This window comes from Micromonospora sp. NPDC048999, assembly GCF_040649295.1.
In the GTDB taxonomy this organism is placed as follows: domain Bacteria; phylum Actinomycetota; class Actinomycetes; order Mycobacteriales; family Micromonosporaceae; genus Micromonospora.
Genome location: NZ_JBEZFI010000031.1, coordinates 24,103 through 46,159 on the forward strand (window position 1 = coordinate 24,103; position 22,057 = coordinate 46,159).

The 22,057-nt window shown below is 70.4% G+C and carries 20 protein-coding genes and 1 pseudogene; 5 read left to right on the forward strand and 16 right to left on the reverse strand.

Annotated elements, in window-relative coordinates; translation table 11 throughout:
- Positions 1–49 precede the first annotated feature (49 nt).
- The 5 genes and pseudogenes from AB0C02_RS24970 to AB0C02_RS24990 form a co-directional block, all read right to left on the reverse strand.
- Positions 50–853, reverse strand: coding sequence for a carbohydrate ABC transporter permease (locus AB0C02_RS24970; RefSeq protein ID WP_357551285.1), 804 nt, complete (start codon positions 851–853; stop codon positions 50–52).
- A gap of 163 nt (positions 854–1,016) precedes the next feature.
- Positions 1,017–1,958 (reverse strand): sugar ABC transporter permease, encoded by a 942-nt coding sequence (locus tag AB0C02_RS24975; protein ID WP_357551231.1) that lies wholly within the window; start codon positions 1,956–1,958, stop codon positions 1,017–1,019.
- 23 nt (positions 1,959–1,981) lie between these two features.
- Positions 1,982–3,394: an N-acetylglucosamine/diacetylchitobiose ABC transporter substrate-binding protein gene (gene ngcE, locus AB0C02_RS24980; protein WP_357551233.1), complete on the reverse strand. Its 1,413-nt coding sequence runs from the start codon at positions 3,392–3,394 to the stop codon at positions 1,982–1,984.
- 25 nt (positions 3,395–3,419) lie between these two features.
- Positions 3,420–3,524, reverse strand: a pseudogene (locus tag AB0C02_RS24985) (sugar isomerase); the annotation flags it as partial.
- Between the two features lie 7 nt (positions 3,525–3,531).
- Positions 3,532–4,494 (reverse strand): MurR/RpiR family transcriptional regulator, encoded by a 963-nt coding sequence (locus AB0C02_RS24990; RefSeq protein WP_357551235.1) that lies wholly within the window; start codon positions 4,492–4,494, stop codon positions 3,532–3,534.
- Positions 4,495–4,691: 197 nt separating this feature from the next.
- Here AB0C02_RS24990 and AB0C02_RS24995 point away from each other — a divergent pair, with 197 nt between their 5' ends.
- Positions 4,692–5,687 carry a BadF/BadG/BcrA/BcrD ATPase family protein gene (locus AB0C02_RS24995; protein WP_357551236.1) on the forward strand — a complete coding sequence of 332 codons (996 nt, stop codon included), beginning with the start codon at positions 4,692–4,694 and terminating at the stop codon, positions 5,685–5,687.
- Positions 5,688–5,867: 180 nt separating this feature from the next.
- Here AB0C02_RS24995 and AB0C02_RS25000 read toward each other — a convergent pair whose 3' ends face one another.
- The 5 genes from AB0C02_RS25000 to ngcE (AB0C02_RS25020) all read right to left on the reverse strand — a co-directional run bounded on the left by AB0C02_RS25000 (position 5,868) and on the right by ngcE (AB0C02_RS25020) (position 11,029).
- Positions 5,868–7,004 carry an RNA-guided endonuclease TnpB family protein gene (locus AB0C02_RS25000; protein WP_357551237.1) on the reverse strand — a complete coding sequence of 379 codons (1,137 nt, stop codon included), beginning with the start codon at positions 7,002–7,004 and terminating at the stop codon, positions 5,868–5,870.
- 230 nt (positions 7,005–7,234) lie between these two features.
- The gene (locus AB0C02_RS25005) at positions 7,235–7,630 is read right to left on the reverse strand and encodes a hypothetical protein (RefSeq protein WP_357551238.1); all 396 of its coding nucleotides are present in this window, start codon (positions 7,628–7,630) and stop codon (positions 7,235–7,237) included.
- A gap of 106 nt (positions 7,631–7,736) precedes the next feature.
- Positions 7,737–8,486 carry a carbohydrate ABC transporter permease gene (locus tag AB0C02_RS25010; RefSeq protein WP_357551286.1) on the reverse strand — a complete coding sequence of 250 codons (750 nt, stop codon included), beginning with the start codon at positions 8,484–8,486 and terminating at the stop codon, positions 7,737–7,739.
- Between the two features lie 149 nt (positions 8,487–8,635).
- Positions 8,636–9,544 (reverse strand): sugar ABC transporter permease, encoded by a 909-nt coding sequence (locus AB0C02_RS25015; protein WP_357551240.1) that lies wholly within the window; start codon positions 9,542–9,544, stop codon positions 8,636–8,638.
- A gap of 69 nt (positions 9,545–9,613) precedes the next feature.
- Complete coding sequence (ngcE, locus tag AB0C02_RS25020; protein WP_357551241.1) at positions 9,614–11,029, reverse strand: N-acetylglucosamine/diacetylchitobiose ABC transporter substrate-binding protein; 1,416 nt, start codon at positions 11,027–11,029, stop codon at positions 9,614–9,616.
- A 200-nt stretch (positions 11,030–11,229) separates the two neighbouring features.
- Here ngcE (AB0C02_RS25020) and AB0C02_RS25025 point away from each other — a divergent pair, with 200 nt between their 5' ends.
- Positions 11,230–12,606: an acyltransferase gene (locus AB0C02_RS25025; protein WP_357551242.1), complete on the forward strand. Its 1,377-nt coding sequence runs from the start codon at positions 11,230–11,232 to the stop codon at positions 12,604–12,606.
- On the opposite strand, the gene AB0C02_RS25030 is transcribed toward AB0C02_RS25025, so the two are convergent.
- The gene (locus AB0C02_RS25030; protein WP_357551243.1) at positions 12,578–14,068 is read right to left on the reverse strand and encodes a CoA-acylating methylmalonate-semialdehyde dehydrogenase; all 1,491 of its coding nucleotides are present in this window, start codon (positions 14,066–14,068) and stop codon (positions 12,578–12,580) included. The genes AB0C02_RS25025 and AB0C02_RS25030 overlap by 29 nt on opposite strands.
- The gene (locus AB0C02_RS25035) at positions 14,065–15,366 is read right to left on the reverse strand and encodes an aspartate aminotransferase family protein (protein WP_357551245.1); all 1,302 of its coding nucleotides are present in this window, start codon (positions 15,364–15,366) and stop codon (positions 14,065–14,067) included. The genes AB0C02_RS25030 and AB0C02_RS25035 overlap by 4 nt, the downstream gene beginning before the upstream one ends.
- Before the next feature lie 141 nt (positions 15,367–15,507).
- Between AB0C02_RS25035 and AB0C02_RS25040 the strand changes: the two genes are divergently transcribed.
- Complete coding sequence (locus AB0C02_RS25040) at positions 15,508–16,458, forward strand: glutamate cyclase domain-containing protein (protein ID WP_357551246.1); 951 nt, start codon at positions 15,508–15,510, stop codon at positions 16,456–16,458.
- A gap of 22 nt (positions 16,459–16,480) precedes the next feature.
- Here AB0C02_RS25040 and AB0C02_RS25045 read toward each other — a convergent pair whose 3' ends face one another.
- Both AB0C02_RS25045 and AB0C02_RS25050 read right to left on the reverse strand, forming a co-directional pair.
- Positions 16,481–17,311 carry a hypothetical protein gene (locus tag AB0C02_RS25045; RefSeq protein WP_357551249.1) on the reverse strand — a complete coding sequence of 277 codons (831 nt, stop codon included), beginning with the start codon at positions 17,309–17,311 and terminating at the stop codon, positions 16,481–16,483.
- A gap of 13 nt (positions 17,312–17,324) precedes the next feature.
- Positions 17,325–18,182: a hypothetical protein gene (locus tag AB0C02_RS25050; RefSeq protein ID WP_357551250.1), complete on the reverse strand. Its 858-nt coding sequence runs from the start codon at positions 18,180–18,182 to the stop codon at positions 17,325–17,327.
- A 105-nt stretch (positions 18,183–18,287) separates the two neighbouring features.
- On the opposite strand from AB0C02_RS25050, the gene AB0C02_RS25055 reads away from it, so the two are divergent.
- Entirely contained in the window at positions 18,288–19,265 is a 978-nt protein-coding gene (locus tag AB0C02_RS25055; protein ID WP_357551251.1) for a hypothetical protein, read from the forward strand.
- A 21-nt stretch (positions 19,266–19,286) separates the two neighbouring features.
- Here the strand turns inward: AB0C02_RS25055 and AB0C02_RS25060 are convergent, their stop codons facing one another.
- Positions 19,287–20,234, reverse strand: coding sequence for a helix-turn-helix domain-containing protein (locus AB0C02_RS25060; protein ID WP_357551252.1), 948 nt, complete (start codon positions 20,232–20,234; stop codon positions 19,287–19,289).
- A gap of 102 nt (positions 20,235–20,336) precedes the next feature.
- Between AB0C02_RS25060 and AB0C02_RS25065 the strand changes: the two genes are divergently transcribed.
- Positions 20,337–21,380, forward strand: a complete 1,044-nt coding sequence (locus AB0C02_RS25065; RefSeq protein ID WP_357551254.1) for a saccharopine dehydrogenase NADP-binding domain-containing protein — start codon at positions 20,337–20,339, stop codon at positions 21,378–21,380.
- 80 nt (positions 21,381–21,460) lie between these two features.
- Here AB0C02_RS25065 and AB0C02_RS25070 read toward each other — a convergent pair whose 3' ends face one another.
- The gene (locus AB0C02_RS25070; protein ID WP_357551257.1) at positions 21,461–21,961 is read right to left on the reverse strand and encodes a hypothetical protein; all 501 of its coding nucleotides are present in this window, start codon (positions 21,959–21,961) and stop codon (positions 21,461–21,463) included.
- Positions 21,962–22,057 lie beyond the last annotated feature (96 nt).

Below are 22,057 nucleotides of genomic sequence, written 5' to 3' on the forward strand. Positions count from 1 at the left end.
TTAACGCCAGGCGATAACAGGGGCCCCTTCCTAACCAGCAGGGCGAGCGTTACTTGCCGACGCCGGCGGTGAGGCCGGACTGGACCTGGCGTTGGAAGACGATGTACACGATCAGGACCGGGAGCGTGGCCATGGTGACGCCGGCGAAGAGGCCGGACCAGTCGGACTTGTAGCCCTGGTTGACCGACAGTTCGATCAGCCCCTGGGAGATCACCTGGTGCTTCGGCTCGCCTCCCACCGACTGCATGAGCAGGGTCGGCAGGTACCACTGGTTCCACTGGCCGAGCACGTTGAAGATGCCGATGCTGATCAGGCCCGGCTTGGCCATCGGCAGCATGACGTTGAAGAACGTCCGGGTATGCGAGGCCCCGTCGACCATGGCCGCCTCGGCGATCGAGTCGGGCAGGGTCCGGAAGAACGAGTGCATGAAGAAGACCGTGAACGACATCGACCAGGCGACGTAGACCACCATCAGCATGAGGTGCTTGTTGGGCCCGAGGAGCGGGAAGGTGACGCCCATGTTGTAGACGCCCTTGAACAGCGGCACCGCGGCCAGGTAGACCGGCAGGGTCAGGCCGGACAGGAACATGTAGTAGATCAGCCGGTTGCCGCGGAACTCGTAGCGGGCCAGCGCGTACGCGGCCATCGAGCCGAGCAGCATGGTCAGGGTGACGCTGCCGACCAGCACCAGCACCGTGTTGAGGAAGAACGACCCGAGGTGCCCACCGACCCAGGCGCGGGAGAAGTTGTCCCAGTGCAGCTTGCTCGGGATCAGGGACAGCGGCTCGCGGATGACCTCCGAGTCGCTCTTGAACGAGGACATCACCACCCACACCAGCGGGTAGATCACCATCAGCGCCCAGACCACCAGGAACAGGTGGGAAAAGCCGTTGAAGATCCGGGCGCCCACGGCTACCCGTGGGGCTCGCGCCCGCCGTACGGGTTCCGGGCGGGACGGGCTGGCCTGGTCGGCCCGGCCGAGACCGGGTGTCGCCGTGCTCATCGTCGCGGCTCCTTCAGTACTCGATACGGTCACGACGGGTGATCCTCAGCTGCACCGCGGCGAGCAGGATCGTGAAGATGGCCAGCGCGACACCCATCGCGCAGGCGTAGCCGTACTGGCCCTTCTGGAACGCGGTGAAGTTGAGCACCGACGCGAAGATCTCGCTGGCGTGGTTCGGGCCGCCCTGGCTCGGGGTCATGACGAAGACCAGGGCGTACATGTCCAGCGCGATGAAACCCAGGTAGACCCAGGCCACCGAGACGGTGTCCCGCAGCAGCGGCAGGGTGACCCGGAAGAAGGTGTGGAAGCGTCCGGCGCCGTCGAGGATCGCCGCCTCGTAGATCTCCTTCGGGATCGACTGCATCGCTGCGGAGAAGAGCACCATGTAGAAACCGGCCCCGCTCCAGACCGCGATGAACAGCAGCCACCACAGCACCGCCGGCACACCGAGGAAGGGCTCCGGATCGGCGGTGAACGCGATCGGGTTGTCCGCGTCGACCAGCCCGATCTTGATGAGCAGGCCGTTGATCAGACCTTGGCCGTCGGTGCGGTAGATCGAATTCCACATGACGGCGATGAGCACCAGCGACAGCACCTGCGGGAAGAAGAACACGATCTTGTAGAACCCGGAGCCGAACACCCCGCGGATGCCGGCCCTGTCCTCGCGTCCGCCCACGTTGAGCAGGAACGCGAGGAACAGGGCCAACGCGATGGTGAACAGCGGCACGGTGACCAGGAAGAAGACGTTGTGCCAGAACGCCATCCTGACCAGCTCGTCGGAGAGCAGCCGAACGTAGTTGTCAAGCCCGACGAACTCCTGCTTGTCGGAGTAGCCACCCCAGTTGGTCAGCGAGTATCCGGCCGCCTGGGCGAAGGGCCACACCACATAGAAGAGGTACAGCGCGACGGGCAGGGCCAGGAAGCCCGTGACGAAACGCGCAACACCGTGCCGCATGGTCACTCACTCTCTCGTTCGGATCAGGCGGTGCGGGTCTGCTTCGGGATCGACGAGTCCTTGGCGACCTTGTCAGCCGCCGCCTGCATCTTGTCGACGAACTGCTGCGCGGTGAGCCGGCCGGCCATCAGCTCCTCGGACAGGTTCTGGCTCTCCTTGTCCAGGTCGGCGTAGAAGTCCTGGTACTTGACGGAGATGAGTTCGCTGCCGCCGTTCTTCATGAGGGCGTTCGCGCTGGCGAGCGCGGAGTCCTGCACGTTGTCGCCGGATCCCGTGGTGGAGGCCAGCGACTTGGTCAGCTCGGCGAACTTGGCCGAGCCCTCCTTCGACAGAATCGCCCGCAGGAACTCCTTGGCGGCCGCCTTGTTGGGGGCCTTGCTCGGCACGACGAAGCCTTCGCCGGCGGCGGCGAACACGTCCTTCGGCGCCTTGTCGTCCGCGTTGGACCAGTAGTCGGAGAGCGTCATATCGAAGCCCGGCGGGATGGTCGCCGACATCTCGTTCTTCAGCCAGGTGCCGACCTGGATGAACGCCGCCTTGCCGTCGAGCCAGGCCTGCTGCGACTGGGTGTGGTCGAGCTTGCCGGGAAGGATCAGCTTGTCCTTAACCAGCTTCTCCCACGGCTGCAGCGCCTTGACGACGTCGTCGGCCTTCCAGGCGTTCTCCTTGAGGTTGTCGATGTCGACGATCGCCTGCTTACCCGCGGTCTTCCAGATGCTCGCCATGAGCGCCCACCGGGGGTAGTAGCCGTGGATCGCGTCGTAGACGTACGGCGACATGCCCTTGGCCTTGATCTTCGGGGCAAGCTCGAAGAACTCGGCCCAGGTGGTCGGCGCCTGCCAGCCCTCCTTCTGGAACAGGGCGCCGTTGTACCAGTTGCCCCAGACCGTGAACGCCACGTTCACGACGTAGAACTTGCCGTTCTGGCTGCCGTCGCTGACCGTGCCGGGGAGCAGTGTGTCGGCCACGGTGCCCTCGCTGTCCCAGGCGGGGGCGGCGAGCAGGTCGTCCAGCGGCTCGATGGCGCCCTCGTTGATCAGCGTGGCGCGGTCCATCATGTCCGAACCCGAGTTCATGACCAGGTCGCTCGGCTGCGTCGCCATCTTCGGCTGCTCTTCGGTCTTGATCTTCTGGGTGGAGCTCATGTTGACCGTGATCTTCGGGTGCTTGGCGCTGAAGATGACCTTGTCTTCCTTCGCCCACTGGTCACCGAGGCCACCGTTGAAGATCACCACCTTGACGGCGCTGTCGTCCTTCACGCCGAACGGGTTGTCCTTGCTCTTCGTGTCGCCGGTGTCGTCGGACTTCTTCGGCTCGCTGCCGGCGCAGGCGCTGAGCAGGCCCACCGTCGGGGTGGCGAGCAGGCCGGCCGCGGCGGCCCGCTGCAGCAGGGACCGGCGGCTGAGGTCGCCGAGGTTGTCGGGAGTAACGGACATCTTCGTCTCTCCTTGTGGTGTCGGGTCAGGTGATGCGCCGGAGGCGCCCGGCGTACCGCGACTCGAGGGCGAGGTGGTGCTCGTCCCCACCGGGGACGTTGGCGAAGAGGTAGACAGGGGGTACCTCCCCGCCCGGATCATGAGACGGCCCCCTTCGCGTCCTTGTGCCCGTGGACGGCCTGCGCGGTGCGCCGGAAGGCCGCGTGGGCGCGGTCGTGGGTGCGCTGGGCCACCGCGATGTAGAGCAGGTCGAGCACGACGAGCTGCGGGTGCCGGGCAGAGAGCGCGTCCGGTCGAAAGGTGGTGGCCTGGCTGGCGGTGACCAGCACGATGTCGGCCAGCTCGGCCAGCGGCGATCGGGGGAAGCCGGTCAGCGCGACCGTGGTGGCGCCCCGGCTGTCGGCCTCGGCGAGCATCTCGATGGTCTCCCGGGTCTGCCCGGTGTGCGAGACGCCGAGTGCGACGTCACCGACGCCGAGCAGCGCGGCGCTGGCCAGCCCCTCGTGCACATCGCTCCACGCCCAGGCGGCCACCCCGATGCGGTGCAGGCTGAACTGCATCTCCGCGCCGACCAGGGCGCTGCCGCTGGCGCCGAAGATGTTCACCCGGCTCGCGCCGGCGATGGCCACCGCCGCCCGCTCCACCTCGGCGAGGTCGAGCAGCGCGGCCGTGTCGTGCATGGCCCGAGTGTCGGCGGCCATGATCTGGTCGAGGACCCGAGGCAGCGGATCGCTGGGTTGGATCTCCCGGCCGATGTCGACGGTCCAGCCCGCCGAGCGCACCCGGCCGGTCTCCGCCGCCATGCCGAGCCGCAGGTCGGCGTAGCCCTCGAAGCCCATCGCCCGGCAGAACCGGGTGATGGTCGCCGGTGAGGTGCCGCTGCGCTCGGCCAACTCCACAATGGTGGCCCGGGCCGCCGCCTCCGGGTCGCTGAGCACGTGCTCGGCGACCCGACGCAACGCCCCGGTCAGCTCCCCCGCCCCGGCTCGTACCCGGGCCAGCACGCCGCCGGAGGAAACCCCCACCGAACCCCGCCGGTCGACCGCGTCGGCGTCGACCACCGCGGTTTCCGCGGCGGTGTTCACCTCGTGATCAACCATGGGACGCCTTTCGGAAAAGAGTGTTAACTGTTAGTGGTAAAAGTTCTTACTGAACGACCCTCCGTGTCAAGGCTGTGGGCGAAGTTTTCAAACTGTTACCTGGGACACTGTCGGAGAGTCGACTGTGGATCTTGCTTCCGGCCGCCGGGCCGACCAGCATGAAGGCCACCAGGCCCGCACACGGGAAGGCCCACCGGATGTCCGACACCGTCGTGGTCGGCCTCGATGTCGGGGGCACGTCCACCCGCGCCACCGCCCTCAACCTCGACGGCGTACACCTCGGCACCGGCCGGGCCGGCGGCGGCAACCCGACCAGCCACGGCGCCGAACCGGCCGCCGCCGAACTGCTCGCCGCGCTGCGCGCCGCCCTCGCCGACATCGACCCCACCCAGGTACGCTCCGGTGTCATCGGGCTCGCCGGGGCCGGCCGACTCCTCGCCGACCCGCACGGGCGGGCCGCCTTCGACCGCGCCTGGGCCGACGCGGGCCTGCGCTGCCCATACACCGTGCACGGCGACGCCCTGGTCGCGTACGCCTCGGGCACCGCGGCCCCGAACGGCACGGTCCTCATCGCCGGCACCGGCGCGATCGCCGCCCAGGTCCACGACCTGCGCCTGGACCGCACCGCCGACGGACACGGCTGGCTGCTCGGCGACGCCGGCTCCGGATTCTGGCTGGGTCGGGAAGCGGTCCGTCGACTCCTGTCCGGCCTGGACCGCGCCGACCCGCCGGACGAGCTGGGCCGCCGCGTCCTCGCCGAGCTGACCGACTCGCCCGACGTGGCGACCCGCCCACGGGCGACGGCCGAGGCGGTGGTGCAGGCGGTCACCCGGCGCCCGCCGGTCGAGCTGGCCCGCCTCGCCCCGCTGGTCGTGACCGCGGCCCGGGAGGCGGAACCGACCGCCCTGGCACTGATCCGGGACGCCGCCGCGCTGCTCGCCGATAGCGTCACCCGGATCCGGCCGGCCGGTGCGGCCGACCCGGTCGTGCTCGGCGGCGGACTGCTCACCGGCGACACCCCACTCGCCGACGCAGTCCGCGCCGAACTGACCCGACGCTGGCCGGACGCGCCGCTGCAGACCGCCGGGGACGGGGCGGCCGGGGCGGCCTGGCTCGCCGCACACGACCTGCCCGAGGCGACCGACCCGGCGGCCCTACACGCCCGGATGGTTCACCCCGCCGGAGGCAGGTGACCGGACCAGGGCGCGACGACACCGACATGGATCCTTGCGGCGGCCTGATGCCTTGACATCCTCCCGGCCCTGAAGGGACCGGGATTCTCACGGTCGCCCGTGAGGTTTCCTGTTTCATCGCCGACTGCCCGTCCGGGAGGACTTCTTCCCTTGAGGTCTTACACCAGCTCCGCAGGCGTTTTACCTCTCCGCCAGCCCAGCGGCGAGGATGTTCCTGGCAGCGTTGATGTCCCGATCGTGCTCGGTCGCGCAGCCGGGGCACGTCCAGACGCGGTCGTTGAGGGCGAGAGTGGTGTTGACCTGTCCGCACGTCGAGCAGGTCTTGGACGACGGGTACCACCGGTCGACGGGGATCACCTCCCGCCCGTACCAGGTGGCCTTGTACTCCAGCATGGTGCGGAACTGACTCCAGCCGGCGTCGGAGATGACGCGGGCCAGGCGACGGTTGCGCAGCATGTTACGCACGCTGAGGTCTTCGATCACGACCGTTTGAGTCTCACGGACGAGTCGAGTGGTCAGCTTGTGCAGGTGATCCCGACGCCGGTCGGCGATCCGGGCATGAATCCGGGCCACCCTGAGCCGGGCCTTGGCCCGGTTGGCGGAGTCTTTCTGTTTGCGGGCCAGGTTCCGCTGGGCTTTGGCGAGCTTGCGCCGGTCGGCCTGTCCGTAACGCGGGTTGGCCACCTTGCCCTGCTCGTCGCTCACCCCCGGGATCGGGCGGGACAGGGTAAGCAGACTGGTGATACCCGCATCCACCCCCACCTCCCCCGTAACCGGCGGCAACGGCCCCACGGCCGGGTCCTCCACCAGCAGAGACACGAACCAACGACCGGCAGCGTCCCGGGACACCGTCACCGTGGACGGTACGGCCCCTTCCGGCAGGGGCCGCGACCACACGATGTCCAGCGGGCTGGTCATCTTGGCCAGAGTGAGTTGACCGTCACGCCAGCGGAACGCCGAGCGGGTGTATTCGGCCGACGCCCGCGACTTGCGCTTGGACTTGAACCGCGGGTACCGGGACCGCTTGTCCCAGAACGCCACGAAACCGGCCTGAAGGTGCCGCAGCGTCTGCTGAAGCGGAACCGAGGACACCTCGTTCAGAAACGCCAACTCCTCGGTGCGTTTCCACTCGGTCAGCCACGCCGAAGACTGCACGTACGAGGTGTGCTGACGATCAAACGCCCACGCCCGAGTACGCGCCTCCAACGCCCGGTTGTACACCAGACGCACACACCCAAAGGTGCGCTCCAGCAGCCCAGCCTGCTCAGGAGACGGGTAGAAACGGTACTTGTACGCCCGCTTCACCACCTCACCCACGTAATACAGACTACCATCAGTCCATAGAAGACGGTCAGGGAGAGGAGGGAGCGGCGTTTCCTCCCGGCCGTAAACGGCCGGGTTTCCACGCCGCAATTCTGATGACGGCCGAGGTGAGCTTCGTCCTGGAGAGCAACGCGTTCGAGGCGGCCGTCCCCAACGGCCAGCCGATGGGCGGGGGAAGCAACTCGGTGGTCCAGGGCCAGGCCCGGTCCCAAGATCCGACCGCACTACACCGGCCCGCAGCCCGGGTCGTACTCCGTCACCGTCCAAGGCGACGTCAACGGCGTCAGCTTCAACCGGTCCGGCACCGTGTACGTGGCGAAATCGGCCGGCGGGAATCCGATCGACGTGTGCCTGATCTCCGGCTTTCCGCTCGGCGCACCCGAGGTGGGCGCCATCCGATTCGTTAGCAACACGGTGTGCGAGCCCGGCGTCAGCAACCACTTCGACACGGGGACGGCGAAGGTTTCCGGCTCGACCATCACCGTCACGGCGGACCCGATGATGGAATCGACCGGGATGAGCTTGTTCACCGATTCCAACGGTATCCTCGCGTGCCCGTACATGGTCCAGAGCTGATCGATGAAGGTCACGATCGCCAATGGCCGGGCCAGGGGATCCATCGACGTCATCAGCGCCAGTTGCGGCGGTGGCCACCTCAAGGCAACGATCGGCTGAGCAGCCGCGAAGACAATGGGGGCAGGCCCGGCGGGTGCAAAGGCATGGAGGTCATTTGAGCTGGCCGGCGGTGAGGCCGGTCTGGATCTGCCGCTGGAACGTCACATAGACCACCAACACGGGCAGCGTGGCGATGGTCAGGCCGGCGAACAGGCCGCTGAAGTCGCCCTGGTAGCCCTGGCTCACCGCCAGCGCGCTGAGGCCCTGGGCCAGGACCCACTTCGAGTCGTCGCCCTGCATGAGCACCTGCGGCAGGAGGAACTGGTTCCAGTGGCTGAGGAAGTTGAAGATCGCCACGCTGATCAGTCCTGGACGTGCCATCGGCAGCATCACCCGGAAGAAGAGCCGGAAGTGGCCGCACCCGTCGATCAGGGCCGCCTCCGCGACGGAGGTCGGCAGGGTGCGGAAGAACGCGGTCAGGAAGAACACCGTGAACGGCAGGGAATACGCCGCGTAGACCAGGATGAGGCCGGTCCAGGTGCCGAGCAGTCCGGAGTTGCGGACCACGAAGAACAGCGGCACGAGGGCGAGGAAGATCGGGAACATCATGCCGCCGACGAACAGGTAGTAGGCCAGTTGACGGCCGTGGAACTCGTAGCGCGCGAAGACGTACGCCGCGGTCGCGCCGAGCAGCATCGTCAGCGTGAGCGAACCGGCCACCACGATGGCGCTGTTGAGGAAGTATCGGCCGATGTGCGCCTCGGTCCAGGCCCGGGCCCAGTTTTCCAGGCGCAGCGCGCCGGGCAGCCCCCACGGGTCGGCGAGGATCTCGGCGTCGCTCTTGAACGAGCTGAGGAACATCCACAGCAGCGGCAGGACGGTCAGCGCGCCCCAGACCAGCAGGAAGGTGTGCGAGGCGACGTTCACCACGCCCAACTCGCGGCGCGGCCCCGGGTCACGGCGGGTCGGGCCCGGTTGTGCGCCCGTCGTGGCGGGCCTGTCGAGTGTGGTCACGCGTACTCGATCCGTTCGCGTCGGGCGGCCCGCAGCGCCAGCACCGCCACCGTGAGGGTCAGGAAGAACATCACCACGCCGATCGCCGAGGCGTACCCGAACTTGCTCTCGCTGCCGAACGCCGTCTCGTACATTCGCAGGCCGATGACGTCGGAGGAGAAGTTGGGCCCGCCGTTGGTCATCTGCTGGACGAGGATGAAGCCGTCCATCGCGGCGATGGCCAGGTAGATCCAGGCGACCTGGACGGTGTCCCAGAGCAGCGGCACGGTGATCCGGCGCAGCGTGACCCAGCGGGACGCGCCGTCGAGCAGGACCGCCTCGTAGATGTCGCGCGGGATGGCGGACATCGCGGCGCCGAAGAGCACCACGTAGAAGCCGACGTTGCTCCACACCATGACCGCCAGGATGCACCAGAAGGCGGTCCGCGGATCGCCGAGCCAGGTCGGGGCGGGCAGGCCGACGGCGCGCAGCGCGGCGTTGAGCAGGCCGTTGTTCGGGTGGTAGATCTCCCGCCAGAGCAGCGCGATGATCACCACCGAGAGCACCTGCGGGAAGAAGTACACCAGCCGGTAGACGGCGCTGCCGCGGACCCCGGTCACCCCGGCCCGGCCGCCACGACCGCCCATCGACAGCATGGTGGCGAAGAACAGGCCCAGGCCGATGGTCAGCACCGGCACCACGGCGAGCATGACCGCGTTGTTCTTGAGCGCGTTCCAGACGTACCCGTCGTGCAGCATGGCGCGGAAGTTGGCCAGGCCGACCGGGTCGGCCTTGGGCGTGTAGCCGAGCCAGTTCGTCGTCGAGATCTGGAACGCCTGCAGGTACGGCGAGATCACGAACAGGACGTAGAGCGCCAGCGGCGGCACCAGGAACGCGATGATCAGCGGGTACTTGCCATGTCGCACGAGGGAAGATCCTCCTCCTTCAGCCGGCCGGGGTGGGGGCGGGCCGGGCCGCCCGCCCCCACCAGCGTGCTAGGCAGCCCGCTTGTACTTCTTGATCGAGCTGTCCTGGGCGATCGAGTCGGCGCCCTTCTGGCACTGGTCGAGGAAGTCGGCCGGGCCGATCCGCCCGCTGAAGAACTCGCCGCAGGCGGCGTCGACGAGCTCGCGCTCCAGCTTGCGGTAGTAGTTGTTGTAGACCCAGTTGAAGCCGTTGGAGCCGGACGCCTCCAGCGCCTGCACCACGGTGTTCAGCCCGTACGGCAGGTCGACGCCCTCGGTGGTGCCGGCGACCACGGTCAGGCTGGCGACCTTCTTGGTGAAGTCCTGGGCGCCCTTCTTGGAGAGCATCACCCGCATGTACTCCAGGCCGCCGGCGAGGTTCTTGGCCTTGGCCGGGACCATGAACGGCTCGCCTGCGGTGCCCCGGAGCGCCTCGAACGGCAGTTGGTCGCCGCTGCCCAGACTGGGTGTGGGCGCGATGGTCATGTTGAAGCCGTCCGGGGTGACCTTCGCCTGCTCGCTTTCCAGCCAGGAGCCGCAGGAGATGAAGGCGGCCTTGCCCTGGCACCAGGCCGTCTGCGACTGGACGTGGTCCAGGCCCGGCGAGCCGTCCAGGATGTACTTGTCTTTGACGATCTGGTGCCACGCGTCGGCGGCCGCCTTCATGGCGTCGGATTTCCACGCGTTCGGCTCAAGGTTGTCGATCGCCGTCGCCACCGACGGTCCGCCGAACTTGATCGCCGTGGCGATCAGCGGCCAGCTCATGTAGCGGGGGTGTTTGCCTGCGTACGTCCACGGCGCGATGCCCGCGGCCTTGATCTGCTTGCAGAGCGCGATGTGGTCGTCCCAGGTCTTCGCGTACTGCCAGTTGCGCTCGGTGAACAGTTTGGTGGAGTACCAGATGCCGTACGCGGTGTACGTGTAGTTGAGAACGAGGAACTGCCCGTCGTACGAGCCGACCTCGACGGCGCCCGGCAGCAGCGTGTCGCGCACCTTCTTGCCGGGGATGTCGAGGCTCGGCGCGTCGAGCAGCTCGGTCAGGTCGGCGATGGCGTTCTGGCTGACCAGGCCGTTGAAGTCGATCTGGCCGGCGCCGGAGTTGTTGACCAGGTCCGGCGGGTTGCCGTCGACGAAGCGCGGCTGCAGCGTCTTGTTGATCTCCTGCGTCGCCGAGTGTTTGATCTCCGCCTTCGGGTATTTCTCCTTGTACATGGCCTCGTGGGCCTTGGCATACTCCTCACCGAAGCCGCCGTTGAAGATCACCACCTCGAGCGGGGCGTCCTCCTTGACGCCGAGCGGGTTCTGTTCGCTCTTGGTGCCCTTGTAGGTGTCGGCGTCGCCCTTGTCGTCGCCGCCGGGGGTGGCGCAGCCGGCGAGCAGGCCGGCGGCGGGGGTGGCCAGCAGACCGGCGGCGGCGGTGCGCCGGAGGATCTCACGCCTGTTCATCGCATCTCCTCGGTTCGGGTACGGTGCGGCCCGCCGAGGGTGGAAGGACGGCGGCCGCGGCGTCGAGGCACAGGTGTTGCTTGTCTTCAGTTATGCAGATATTGCTGAAGAATTTCTACGGCAGTGCGGCGCGGACCACAAGACCCGACAACCGAACCGTTATCACCACAGGCCGGCGGCGGCTGGCATAGCGTGGGTCCATGCGCCGCCTCCGGCAGCTCGCCGAGCGCACACCGCCCAGCCGAGAGCGCTACGCCGACCTGCTTCGCGCGTTGGCCATCACCATGGTCGTCCTCGGCCACTGGCTGATCACCGTGATCGGGTACGACCGCGCCGGCCGACCGACCGGGCAGTCCGCCCTGGGCTACCTGCCCTGGGCCTGGCCGATCACCTGGGTGGCCCAGGTGATGCCGGTCTTCTTCCTGGTCGGTGGATACGCCAACGCCGCCGCGCTGACCTCCTGGCGGAACCGGGGCGGGAATGCCACCGGCTGGCTGATCGACCGCAGCAGCCGACTGATCCGCCCGACCACCGCGCTGCTGGTGATCCTCACAATCGGCGCGGCGATCGCCTGGCTGAGGGGCGCGAACCCCAGCGAGATCCGCACGGTGGTCTGGTTCGCCACCATCCCGCTGTGGTTCCTCGTCGCCTACCTGGTGATGGTCCCGCTGACCCCGGCCATGTACGCGCTGCACCGCCGCGTCGGGCTGGTCGTGCCACTGGTGCTGCTCGGGCTGGTCGCCCTCGGCGATCTGGGCCGGATCCTCGGCCCGGCCAACCTCGCCACCGCCAACTACCTGTTCGGCTGGCTGGCCGTACACCAGCTCGGCTTCGCCTGGTACGACGCCCGGGGCCCGAGCCCGACGGTGCCGGGCCAGGGCACCGACCGTCCCGGTCTACGCCGACGACGGCTGCCCACCTCGCGGCGCGCCGGGGCGGTGCTGCTGCTCGCGGGGCTGGTCGCGCTGGTGCTGTTGACCCGCGTCGGGCCGTATCCGGTGGCGATGCTGAACGTGCCGGGCGAGCGGCTGAACAACACCGCCCCGCCCAGCGTGGCGCTGCTCGCGGCGGCCACCGCGCAGCTCGGGCTGATCCTGCTGCTGCAGAACCCGGCCCGGCGGTGGCTACGCCGCAGCGGCCCCTGGCAGACGGTCATCGCGGTGAACGCCGTGGTGCTGACCGTCTTCCTCTGGCACCTGACCGCCGCCGTCCTGCTGATCGGCCTGCTGAACGCGCTGGGCGTGCTGCCCACCCCGCCGGTCGGCTCGGCGACCTGGTGGGCCTGGCGGGTGCCCTGGCTGCTCGCCCTGACCGTGGTGCTGGCCGGGCTGGTCGCCGTGTTCGGCCCGATCGAGGCCCGCACCCGCCGGCACGGCAGGGCGAGCACCGGCGGTCCGGTCCGCACCGCGCTGGTGGCGATCGGCTACGCGGGCGTGGCCATCGGGCTGCTGATAAACAGCCTGACCCCGAAGAACGCGGCCGACCCGCTGGGGCTGCCCGCCCCGACGCTGGTGGCGTACCTGGTCGGGGCGGGCGTGCTGCGACTGCTCAGGTCTGGGTGGGGAAACCGAGGTTGACCCCGCCGTGCCGCGGGTCCAACCACCGGCTGGTGACCACCTTCCCCCGGGTGTAGAAGGCCACCCCGTCGGCGCCGTGCGCGTGCAGGTCCCCGAAGAGTGACGCCTTCCAGCCACCGAACGAGTAGTACGCCATCGGCACCGGGATCGGCACGTTGATGCCGACCATGCCGACCTCCACCTCGTGCTGGTACCGCCGGGCGGCCCCGCCGTCGTTGGTGAAGATCGCCGTGCCGTTGCCGTACGGGTTGGCGTTGACCAGTTCGACCGCCTCGTCGTACGAGCCGACCCGCACCACGCTCAGCACCGGGCCGAAGATCTCGTCGGTGTAGATCGACATGTCCGGGGTGACGTGGTCGAAGAGGGTCGGGCCGAGCCAGAACCCGTCGGCGTCCCCGTCCGGGTTGACGTCCCGCCCGTCCACCACCGGCACCGCGCCGGCCGCGATCCCGGACTCGACGTACGACCGGACCCGCTCGGCGTGCGCGGCGGTGACCAACGGCCCCATGTCGCAGCCCCGCCGGCCGTCGCCGGTACGCAGCCGGGCCATCCGCTGCGCGATCTTCGCGACCAGCGCGTCGGCGACCGGCTCCACCGCGACCAGCGCGGAGATTGCCATGCACCGCTCCCCCGCCGAGCCGAAACCGGCGTTCACGGCCGCGTCGGCGGCCAGGTCCAGGTCGGCGTCGGGGAGCACCACCATATGGTTCTTCGCCCCGCCCAACGCCTGCACCCGCTTGCCGGCCATCGCGCCGCGCTGGTGCACGTACCGGGCGACCGGGGTGGAGCCGACGAACGACACGGCCTTCACGCCCGGGTGGTCGAGCAGCGCGTCGACCGCCTCCTTGTCACCGTTGACCACGTTGAGTACCCCGTCGGGCAGGCCCGCCTCGGAGAACCACTCGGCCAGCAGCAGCGCCGCGCTCGGGTCCTTCTCGCTCGGCTTGAGCACCACCGCGTTGCCGCAGGCCACGGCGACCGGCACGAACCACAGCGGCACCATCGCCGGGAAGTTGAACGGCGAGATCACCGCCACCACGCCCAGCGGCTGCCGCAGGCTGTACGAGTCGACCTCGGTGGAGACGTTCTCACTGAACCCGCCGCGCAGCGCCGAGGGGATGCCGCAGGCGTACTCGATCACCTCCAGGCCACGCTGCACCTCGCCGGCGGCGTCCGCGAGCACCTTGCCGTGCTCGGCGGTGATCACCTCGGCGAGCCGGCCCCGCCGGGCGTTGACCAACTCCCGGAAGGCGAACAGCACCGCCGTCCGCTTGGCCAGGGAGGCGTCCCGCCAGGCCCGCGCGGCCCGCTCGGCGGACTCCACCGCGCCGGCCACGTCGGCGGCGGAGGCCAGCTCGACCAGCCCGGTACGCCGGCCGGTGGCCGGGTCGAAGACATCGCCGCGCCGCTCGGAGTCCCCACCGACCCGCTTGCCGTCGATGAAGTGCCCGATCGTGCTCACGCCGCCACCTCCACGCTGGAACGGATCGCGTCGACGAGGATGGCCAACCCCTCCCGGGCCTCCTCCTCGGTCAACGTCAACGGCGGGCCCATCCGCACCACGTTGCCGTAGAGGCCGCCCTTGCCGACCAGCAGGCCGCCGGCCCGGCACGCCTCGAAGACCCGGGCGGTGAGCGCCGGGTCGGGTTCGGTGGTGCCCGGACGGACGAACTCGATGCCGAGCATGAGGCCCTTGCCGCGGACCTCGGCGACACAGTCCAGGTCGGCCGTCGCGGCCCGCAGGCCGTCGCCGAGGATCGCCCCGACCCGTTCGGCGTTGGCCTGCAGGTCGTGCTCGAGCAGGTAGTCCAGCACGGCGCTGCCGGCGGCGGTGGAGATCGGGTTGCCGCCGAAGGTCGAGAAGCTGATCGCCGGCACCGACTCCAGCACCTCGGCGCGTCCGACGACGCCGGCCAGGGCGAACCCGTTGCCGATGCCCTTGGCGAAGGTGAGCAGGTCCGGGGTGACGCCGTGCGCCTGGTAGCCCCAGAAGTGCTCGCCGGTGCGGCCCCAGCCGGTCTGCACCTCGTCGCTGATCAGCAGGATGCCGTGCTCGTCGAGCACCTTCTTCCAGGCCGCGAAGAGCCCGTCCGGGCCGTGCACGAACCCGCCGACGCCCTGGATCGGCTCGGCGATCAGGCAGGCCACGTCACCCGAGGTCTGGGTGGCCAGCACCTCGTGCAGGTCCTCCACCGCGGCGTCGATCCGGTCGTCCTCGCCGAGCCGGGCCAGCAGGCCGCGCAGCCGCTCCCCGGAGTGCAGCCAGGCCACCTGCAGCGGGTTGAGCGCGCTGGCCGACCAGCCCCGGTTGCCGGTGACGCCCATCGCCGCGTACGACCGGCCGTGATAGCTGTTGCGCACCGCCAGGATCTGGTGGGACCGGCGGTAGTTGGTGGCGACCAGCAGCGCCGCCTCGTTCGCCTCCGTGCCCGAGTTGGTGAAGAAGACCCGCGCGTCGGGGATGCCGGAGACCCGAGCGACCTTCTCGGCCAGCTCCACCTGCTGCCGGATCAGATAAAGCGTGGAGCTGTGCACGATCCCGGTGCGCAACTGCCGCTCGACCGCCTCCCGGATCTCCGGGATGTCGTACCCGATCATGTTGGTCAGCACGCCACCGAAAAAGTCCAGGTAGGTGCGGCCCCGCGCGTCGGTCACCCGGCGGCCGGAGCCGGAGACCAGCTCGATCGGCTCGGCGTAGTAGAGCGGCATCCAGGACGGAAGCACGGCCCGGTGCCGGGCCAGCAGGTCGTCGGAGGTCATCGTCGCACCCTTCAGCGGCGGTTGGTCCTCGCACGCTCTCACCGCGCCGACAACGGGAACAACTGTCACTGTGTAGCGCAGCGCCCGCCCTCGCCTGACACCACGTCAACCGCCGGCCGCGGTTTCCGCACCACCCTCCCGGTGGACCGACGCGCCTACCCTGATCCGGTCACCGTCGTCGGGGAGGAAACGCGAATGCGGGTCGAGGAGATCGTCGCCGAGCTGGCCCGGGTCGCGGCGCGGGAGACGGGCCGGGGCAGCGAGGCACTCGCCGTGCCGACGACGGGCGACCTGCTCACCGCCGCCCGGTCACTCGCCGGCCGGCCCACGGCCGACGCCGCTGTGCTGACCGGGTTCTTCATCCCCGCCGCCGAATCACCGGCCGCGGAAACCGACGGCCCGATCGGCGCGGTGCAGCTCGCCGCCGCGCTACGCGCGCTCGGCAGCCAGGTCCGGCTGGCCACCGACGCGCCCTGCGCACCGGTGGTCGCGGCCGCGATCGCCGCCGGCGCACCCGGCGTCCCGCTCGACGTGGCACCCCTGTCGGGATACGACCAGTGGGCCGCCGACGTCCTACCCCGGTACGCCCGACTGTCACATGTGATCGCCTGCGAGCGGGTCGGCCCGGCTCCCGACGGCCGGCCCCGGAACATGCGCGGCGAGGACATCGGCGCGCACACCGCCCCGCTCGACCAGCTCTTCAACGCCGGTCCCGCCTTCCGGATCGGCATCGGCGACGGCGGCAACGAGCTGGGCATGGGCCGCCTGCCGGCCGAGCTGGTGGCCCAGGTGGTCGACCGGGGCGAGCGGATCCGCTGCGTGGTCGGCTGCGAGGCGCTGCTGGTCGGCGGCACCTCCAACTGGGCGGCCGCCGCGCTGGTCGGCGCGCTGGCGCTGCTACGACCCGAGGTGGTCGCCCTGCGCGACCTGCTCCGCCCCGAGTGGTCGTACGACGTGCTGGCCGCGATCGTCGAAAAAGCCGGCGCGGTGGACGGCGTACGCCGTCGGGCGCAGCTGAGCGTGGACGGCCTGGACTGGCCCGCGTACGCCGAGCCGCTCACCCGGATCGCGGAGCTGGTCGCGGCGGCCTGACCACCGCTGCCCGGACCATTGGTCAGGTGACCGTGCGCTGCCGGGGACCGGCGAGGGGGCGACGCGGACGGCCCGCCGACCCGGGCTGCCGCGCCGGGTGGGCGCGCCGACGGCGCGGCAGGTGCAGCGCGACGGAGACGAGCGCGAACGCGGCCCACCCACCCGCCAGCGCGGCGACCGGCGAGGCGTCCTGGAGGTAGTGGTAGCCGGTGAGAAACCCGATCAGAGCCAGGCTGTTGCGGGCGAAGTGCCGGCTGAAGTCGACCAGCTGGCGGCGCGCCTCCACGGCGACCAGCACCCCGGCGTACGGGAAGGTCACCACCATGCCGCGCAGCAGCTCGCCGAGGAGCCCGGTGAGCACCGCGCCGACGAAGATCACCAGCAGCTTGGCGGGCGGGGCCAGGCTGTCCCGCCGGGCGTCGGCGGCCGGCGTCGGCTCCGCCTCGGGCGGCCCGGCCGGGGCGGGCGCCCTACGGGTTCGGGCACGGGCCCGGTGGGCCAGCACCGCCATGCTCCCCGCCCAGAGCAGCAGGGTGGCGACCACCGCCACCTCGAACGGCACCCGGACCGCCAGCACGCCCGCGCTGAACGCCACGTACGCGGCGATCCCGGCCGCGTCGGCGAGGAGGATCGGCCAGCGCAGCCGCCGGTGGGTGACCGCGACGGCAACGAAGAAGAGGTTGAGGCCGACCACCCCGAGCAGCTGCGCGCCGTCCACCCGGTGGCCGGTGGTGACCAGGGCTAGGGTCATCGGCAGCGGCAGGCTGTAGACGAACGCGCGCACGCGGACCGAACGGATCACGCTGACCGCCCAGACCACGGCGGTCACCAGCAGCACGGCGCTCCACGTCATGGTCGGCCCACTCTCAGCCATGGAAGGTGGCGGCATCGGCGCAGTGCCGGAAGATCCGGGTCAGGCGCTCCACGTCCGACCGATTGACCGAGAACTGATTCTCGCTGATCTCGCCGTGTGCGGTCATCCTCGCCTCCCAGCAGCTCGAACCGTCCCAGACCGCCAGGTTGACGTGCAGGTGCGTGCCGACCGCGCCGTGCGGCAGCAGACCCACCCGTACGCCAGCCCGACGCTGCGTCTCGACCAGCTCGGCCAGTTCGTCGCTGAGCGTCGCGTACAGGAAGATCCGGGTGATGCTGATGCCTCGCGCCAGGGCGGCCAGGTTCGCCTCCCAGTAACGCCGGCCGACGTCCCCCCGCCACCAGCTCAGCTCCCCGCTGAACCGAGGCATCACGTTGGTCAGCCCGACCATCTCGCGCTTGCAGTCCCGGGTGGCACCGACCAGATCCTCCTCATCGTCGCCACGCCGGACGATCCGGCCGGCGGCGAGCTGCTCGGCCTCCAGGCGAAACTCCTCGTAGCGGCGCTGCGCCTCCGCCGCTACCCGGGTGCCGGCGTGCCGCTCGGCCGCCTCGCGGACCGCGCCGGCGACCTGCGGGGTGGTGCGCACCAGCCAGGGCGGCCCGTCCAGCAGCGTCCGCAGGTGGAACCGGCGCTCAGCCCGGGCCAGCGAGTCCAGCACCAGCGAAATGGTGATGCCCATCAGCCCGGCCAGCAGCGACTCGACCCCGGTCGCCGCGTTGGTCAGGTCCAGCGTCACGGACAGGAAAACCGACAGCGCGATGCCGACCAGCGCGACCGGATCGGTGTGCGCGACCAACCGGGCAAGGCCATCCGCGGAGCCGGCTCGCCCCTTGGACCGTCGACGCACCACGTCACCTGTCACCGGCTGCCTCCGATCCCGTCGTGCCCAACAGGGTAGCCACGATCCACAACGGCCGGTGTGCACGCACCGACGGGCGGTAGCATCCGGCGGGTGCGGACGACGGAGGTGGCGCTGCCGGCCGGCGCGGCGGAACCCATCGACGGGCAAATCGCGGCGGGGGTGCGGGCCTGGGTGGAGTCGTCGCCGCTGCGCGGCCTGGTCGGGCACTTCGGTGGCGGCTGGCCGACCGGCGACCTGTCGACGGTGCTGGCCGCGCTGGACGACTTCTCCGCCCGACACTGGGACTTCCGCCAAGGGCGGGAACGCCCCGACGCCCAGGAGCCGGCCTTCGACCCGGCCACGGTCCGGCTGGTACGCGACGCGGCGACGGCGCTCGGCCTGGTCCGGGCCGTCCCGCCGGCCCTGCCCCGGTACACCCACCTGCTGGTGCTCGGCGGGCTCGCGCACGCCTGCCTGCGGCGCACCGCGTACGCCGCGCACCTGGTGCAGACGGTCGCCGACATCTCCGGCGAGGTGGCGGTGCTGGGCAGCTGCCGGACGCTCTCCCCCGCCGAGTCACAGACGCTCGCCGACGTCGGCGTCCACGACTGCGCAACCGAGGTGGACGCCCTCGACGCGGGCGTACGCACGGCGTTCGGGGTGAGCACGCCCAGCGAAGAGACCGGCGAGGAGGCGAACCACCCGCACTCGGCCTGGTCCTCGCGCACCTACCGCCCGGCCGGCCTGCCCCCGGTCCGCGTCCTCGCCGCCCCGTCCAGCGAACCCGACCGACGCCGGGCGCACACCGCCGACACCCAGCGATTCTGGGCCGAGCACGTCCGGCTGCGGGCCGGCGACCCGGTGCTGATGGTGACCGCGCAGATCTACGTGCCGTTCCAGCACTGCGACGCGCTGCGCACCCTGGCGCTGCCGTACGGCTGCGGGGTCGACACCGTCGGCGTCGACCCCGCGCCGGCCGCGTTGGCCGGCGTGCCCGAGCCGACGTTGACCCCGGGCCGCTACCTCCAGGAGATCCGCTCGGCGATCCGGTCGATGCGCGCCCTGCACGCCGCCCTGCCCGCCGGCTGAGTTCCGGCCGAGACCTCGGCCTCACGCCCGGAACGTGCGGCGGTAGGCGTCCGGCGGTACGCCGATCGTGCGGTGGAAGTGGCGGCGCAGTGTCGTCGCCGTACCCATGCCCGCGGCCGAGGCGATGGTGTCGACGCTGTCGCCCGTGGTCTCCAGCAGCTCCTGCGCGCGGCGGATCCGCTGCGTCAGCAGCCACTGCAGCGGGGTGGTGCCGGTCACCGAGCGGAAGTGGCGGGCCAGGTGGCGGGAGCTCATGTTCGCCTGGCGGGCCAGGTCCTCCACAGTGAGCGGCTGATCCAGCCGCCGCATCACCCAGGGGAACAGCTCGGCCAGGGGATGGCTGTCCTGAGCGGGCACCGGTGTGGTGACGAACTGGGCCTGGCCACCGGCCCGGTGGGGCGGCACGACCAGCCTGCGGGCGACCACGTTGGCGATCACCGAGCCGTGGTCGCGGCGGACCAGATGCAGGCACAGGTCCATCGCCGCGGCCTTGCCCGCGGACGTGAGCACGCTGCCGTTGTCGACGTAGAGCACGTCCGGGTCGACCTTCACCCGGGGATAGCGCGCGGCCAGTTCCTCGGTGTGGGCCCAGTGCGTGGTCGCGCACAGCCCGTCCAGCAGGCCGGCGGCGGCGAGCACGAACACGCCCGTGCACAAGGAGACCACCCGCGCGCCCGACTCGTGTGCCGCGCGCACCGCCTCGACTAGGTCGGCCGGCGGATCCTCGTCGACGTCCGCCAGGGCGGGGACGATCACGGTGTCGGCGTGCGCCAACTGGTCGAACCCGCAGTCCGGCTCCAGCAGGAACCGGCCGACCCGGACGGCGTGCGTGCCGCACACCCTGACGTCGTACCAAGGGCCTGGCAGGGTGGCCGGGGCGGAGCCGAAAACCTCGTATGCCAGGGCCAGCTCGAAGTGCAGCATCCCGTCGGTAGCGGCGACCGCGACGGAGCGCGGGACAGAGCTCATGTCGGGAATTGTATGCGTCGTGTCGTTTCGGACACTGGCACCGATGGGCCAACCCGGACAGGATTTTCCGCAGTGGATCACTTCAAGCACGCGGGAGCAGGCATGGGATCGGGTCGGAACGTGGCGGTGTTCGGCGCCTACGGGCACACCGGGCGGTTCGTGGTCGCGGAGTTGCGCGAGCGCGGATACGTCCCGCTGCTGCTCGGTCGCGACCAGGACAAGCTGTTGGCGTTTGCGCTGGCCCACCCGGGCCTGGATGCGCGGCAGGCGTCGGTCGACGACCCGGCCTCGCTCGACCGCGCGCTGAACGGCGCGGTCGCCGTCATCAACTGCGCCGGGCCCTTCGCCACGACCGCCGCCCCGCTGGTCGAGGCGGCGCTGCGCGCCGGCATCCCGTATGTCGACGTGGCGGCCGAGATCGAGGCGAACCTTGACACGTTCACGCACTTCGCGGAGCGCGCCCGCGCCGCAGGCACCGTGGTGGTCCCGGCGATGGCCTTCTTCGGCGGCCTCGGCGACCTGTTGGTCACCACCGCGATGGGCGACTGGACGACGGCGGACGAGGCACACATCGCCTACGGCCTGAGCAGTTGGCACCCCACTGCCGGAACGCTCACTTCAGGCACCATCTCGGGGCAGCGACGGGGTGGCCGCCGTGTCCGCTACACCGGCGGACGGCTGGAGTATCACGACGACGCTCTGCCGACCCTGGAATGGCCCTTCCCGGCACCGCTCGGCCCCCAGAGCGTCATCGGAGAGTTCACCATGGCCGACGTCGTCACCGTTCCCAGCCACCTGGCCGTCCCGGAGGTGCGCACCTACATGACCGCCAAGGCTGCCGCGGACCTGTCCGCTCCCGACGCCTCGGCACCGACCGCCGTCGACGAGCGCGGCCGCTCCGCGCAGACCTTCGTCGTCGATGTCCTCGTCCGCTCCGGCAGCACGGAACGCCGCGTGGTCGCGACCGGTCAGGACATCTACGCCATCAGCGCACCACTCGCGGTGGAGGCCGTAGACCGCATCCTCACCCACCGGACCAGGACCGCCGGCGTCGCCTCCGCGGGCGCGGTCTTTGACGCCTCTGACTTCCTCCGCGCCCTGTCCCCGCACCTCTCGCTGCACGTCCCGCTCGACACACGCGGCTGACCGGCGACCCGTGCCGGGATCCAAACCGTGGTCAGTGCGGTCGATGAGCAGACCGGTCACCCGTGCGGGGCGGCCGGCCCTCATCGGGCCGGTACGTCGTCCGGCGTGTCCGGCTCGGCCACCCGTGCCCGCCGGGGGACAGTGACCACCGAAACGACCGCCCAGGCCAGGGCGACGACGAGCGCGCCGGCGGCCATCGGTGTCAGGGCGGACCGGGCCGATCCCGGAGAGAACGTCCACGCATCGGTGGTGTCGGCGAGCACCCGTGGCTGACGCTCCGCGGCGGGGACGGCCACCTCCCACTCGTACGCCGAGTTCGGTTCGGCGGTGAGAACCTGCCAGGACTCCCCCACCGCGACCCCGTGGACCGGCCCCGAGTAGCCGTGCGATCCGCGGGTCCAGTTGCCGACGCACCGGCTGTGCCGCTGTTCCTGCCGATCGTAAGTGACGTAGCAGTGGTCCACGGTGGCGCGGGCGTCGTCCCCGGGCCATAACCCGGCCAGCCACCCGATCGCCCCGACGCCGAACGCGCCGAAGACGAGCATCACGGCGAGGCGGAACGCCATCGGGATGGTCGACACGTTCGCTCCGATCGCCGGGGTCGACGGGGGCAGCCGCACTTCACCGTGTGGGCGTCGCGCTCCGAGGCGGCGCCCGAATCTATTGCCCCCAATGCC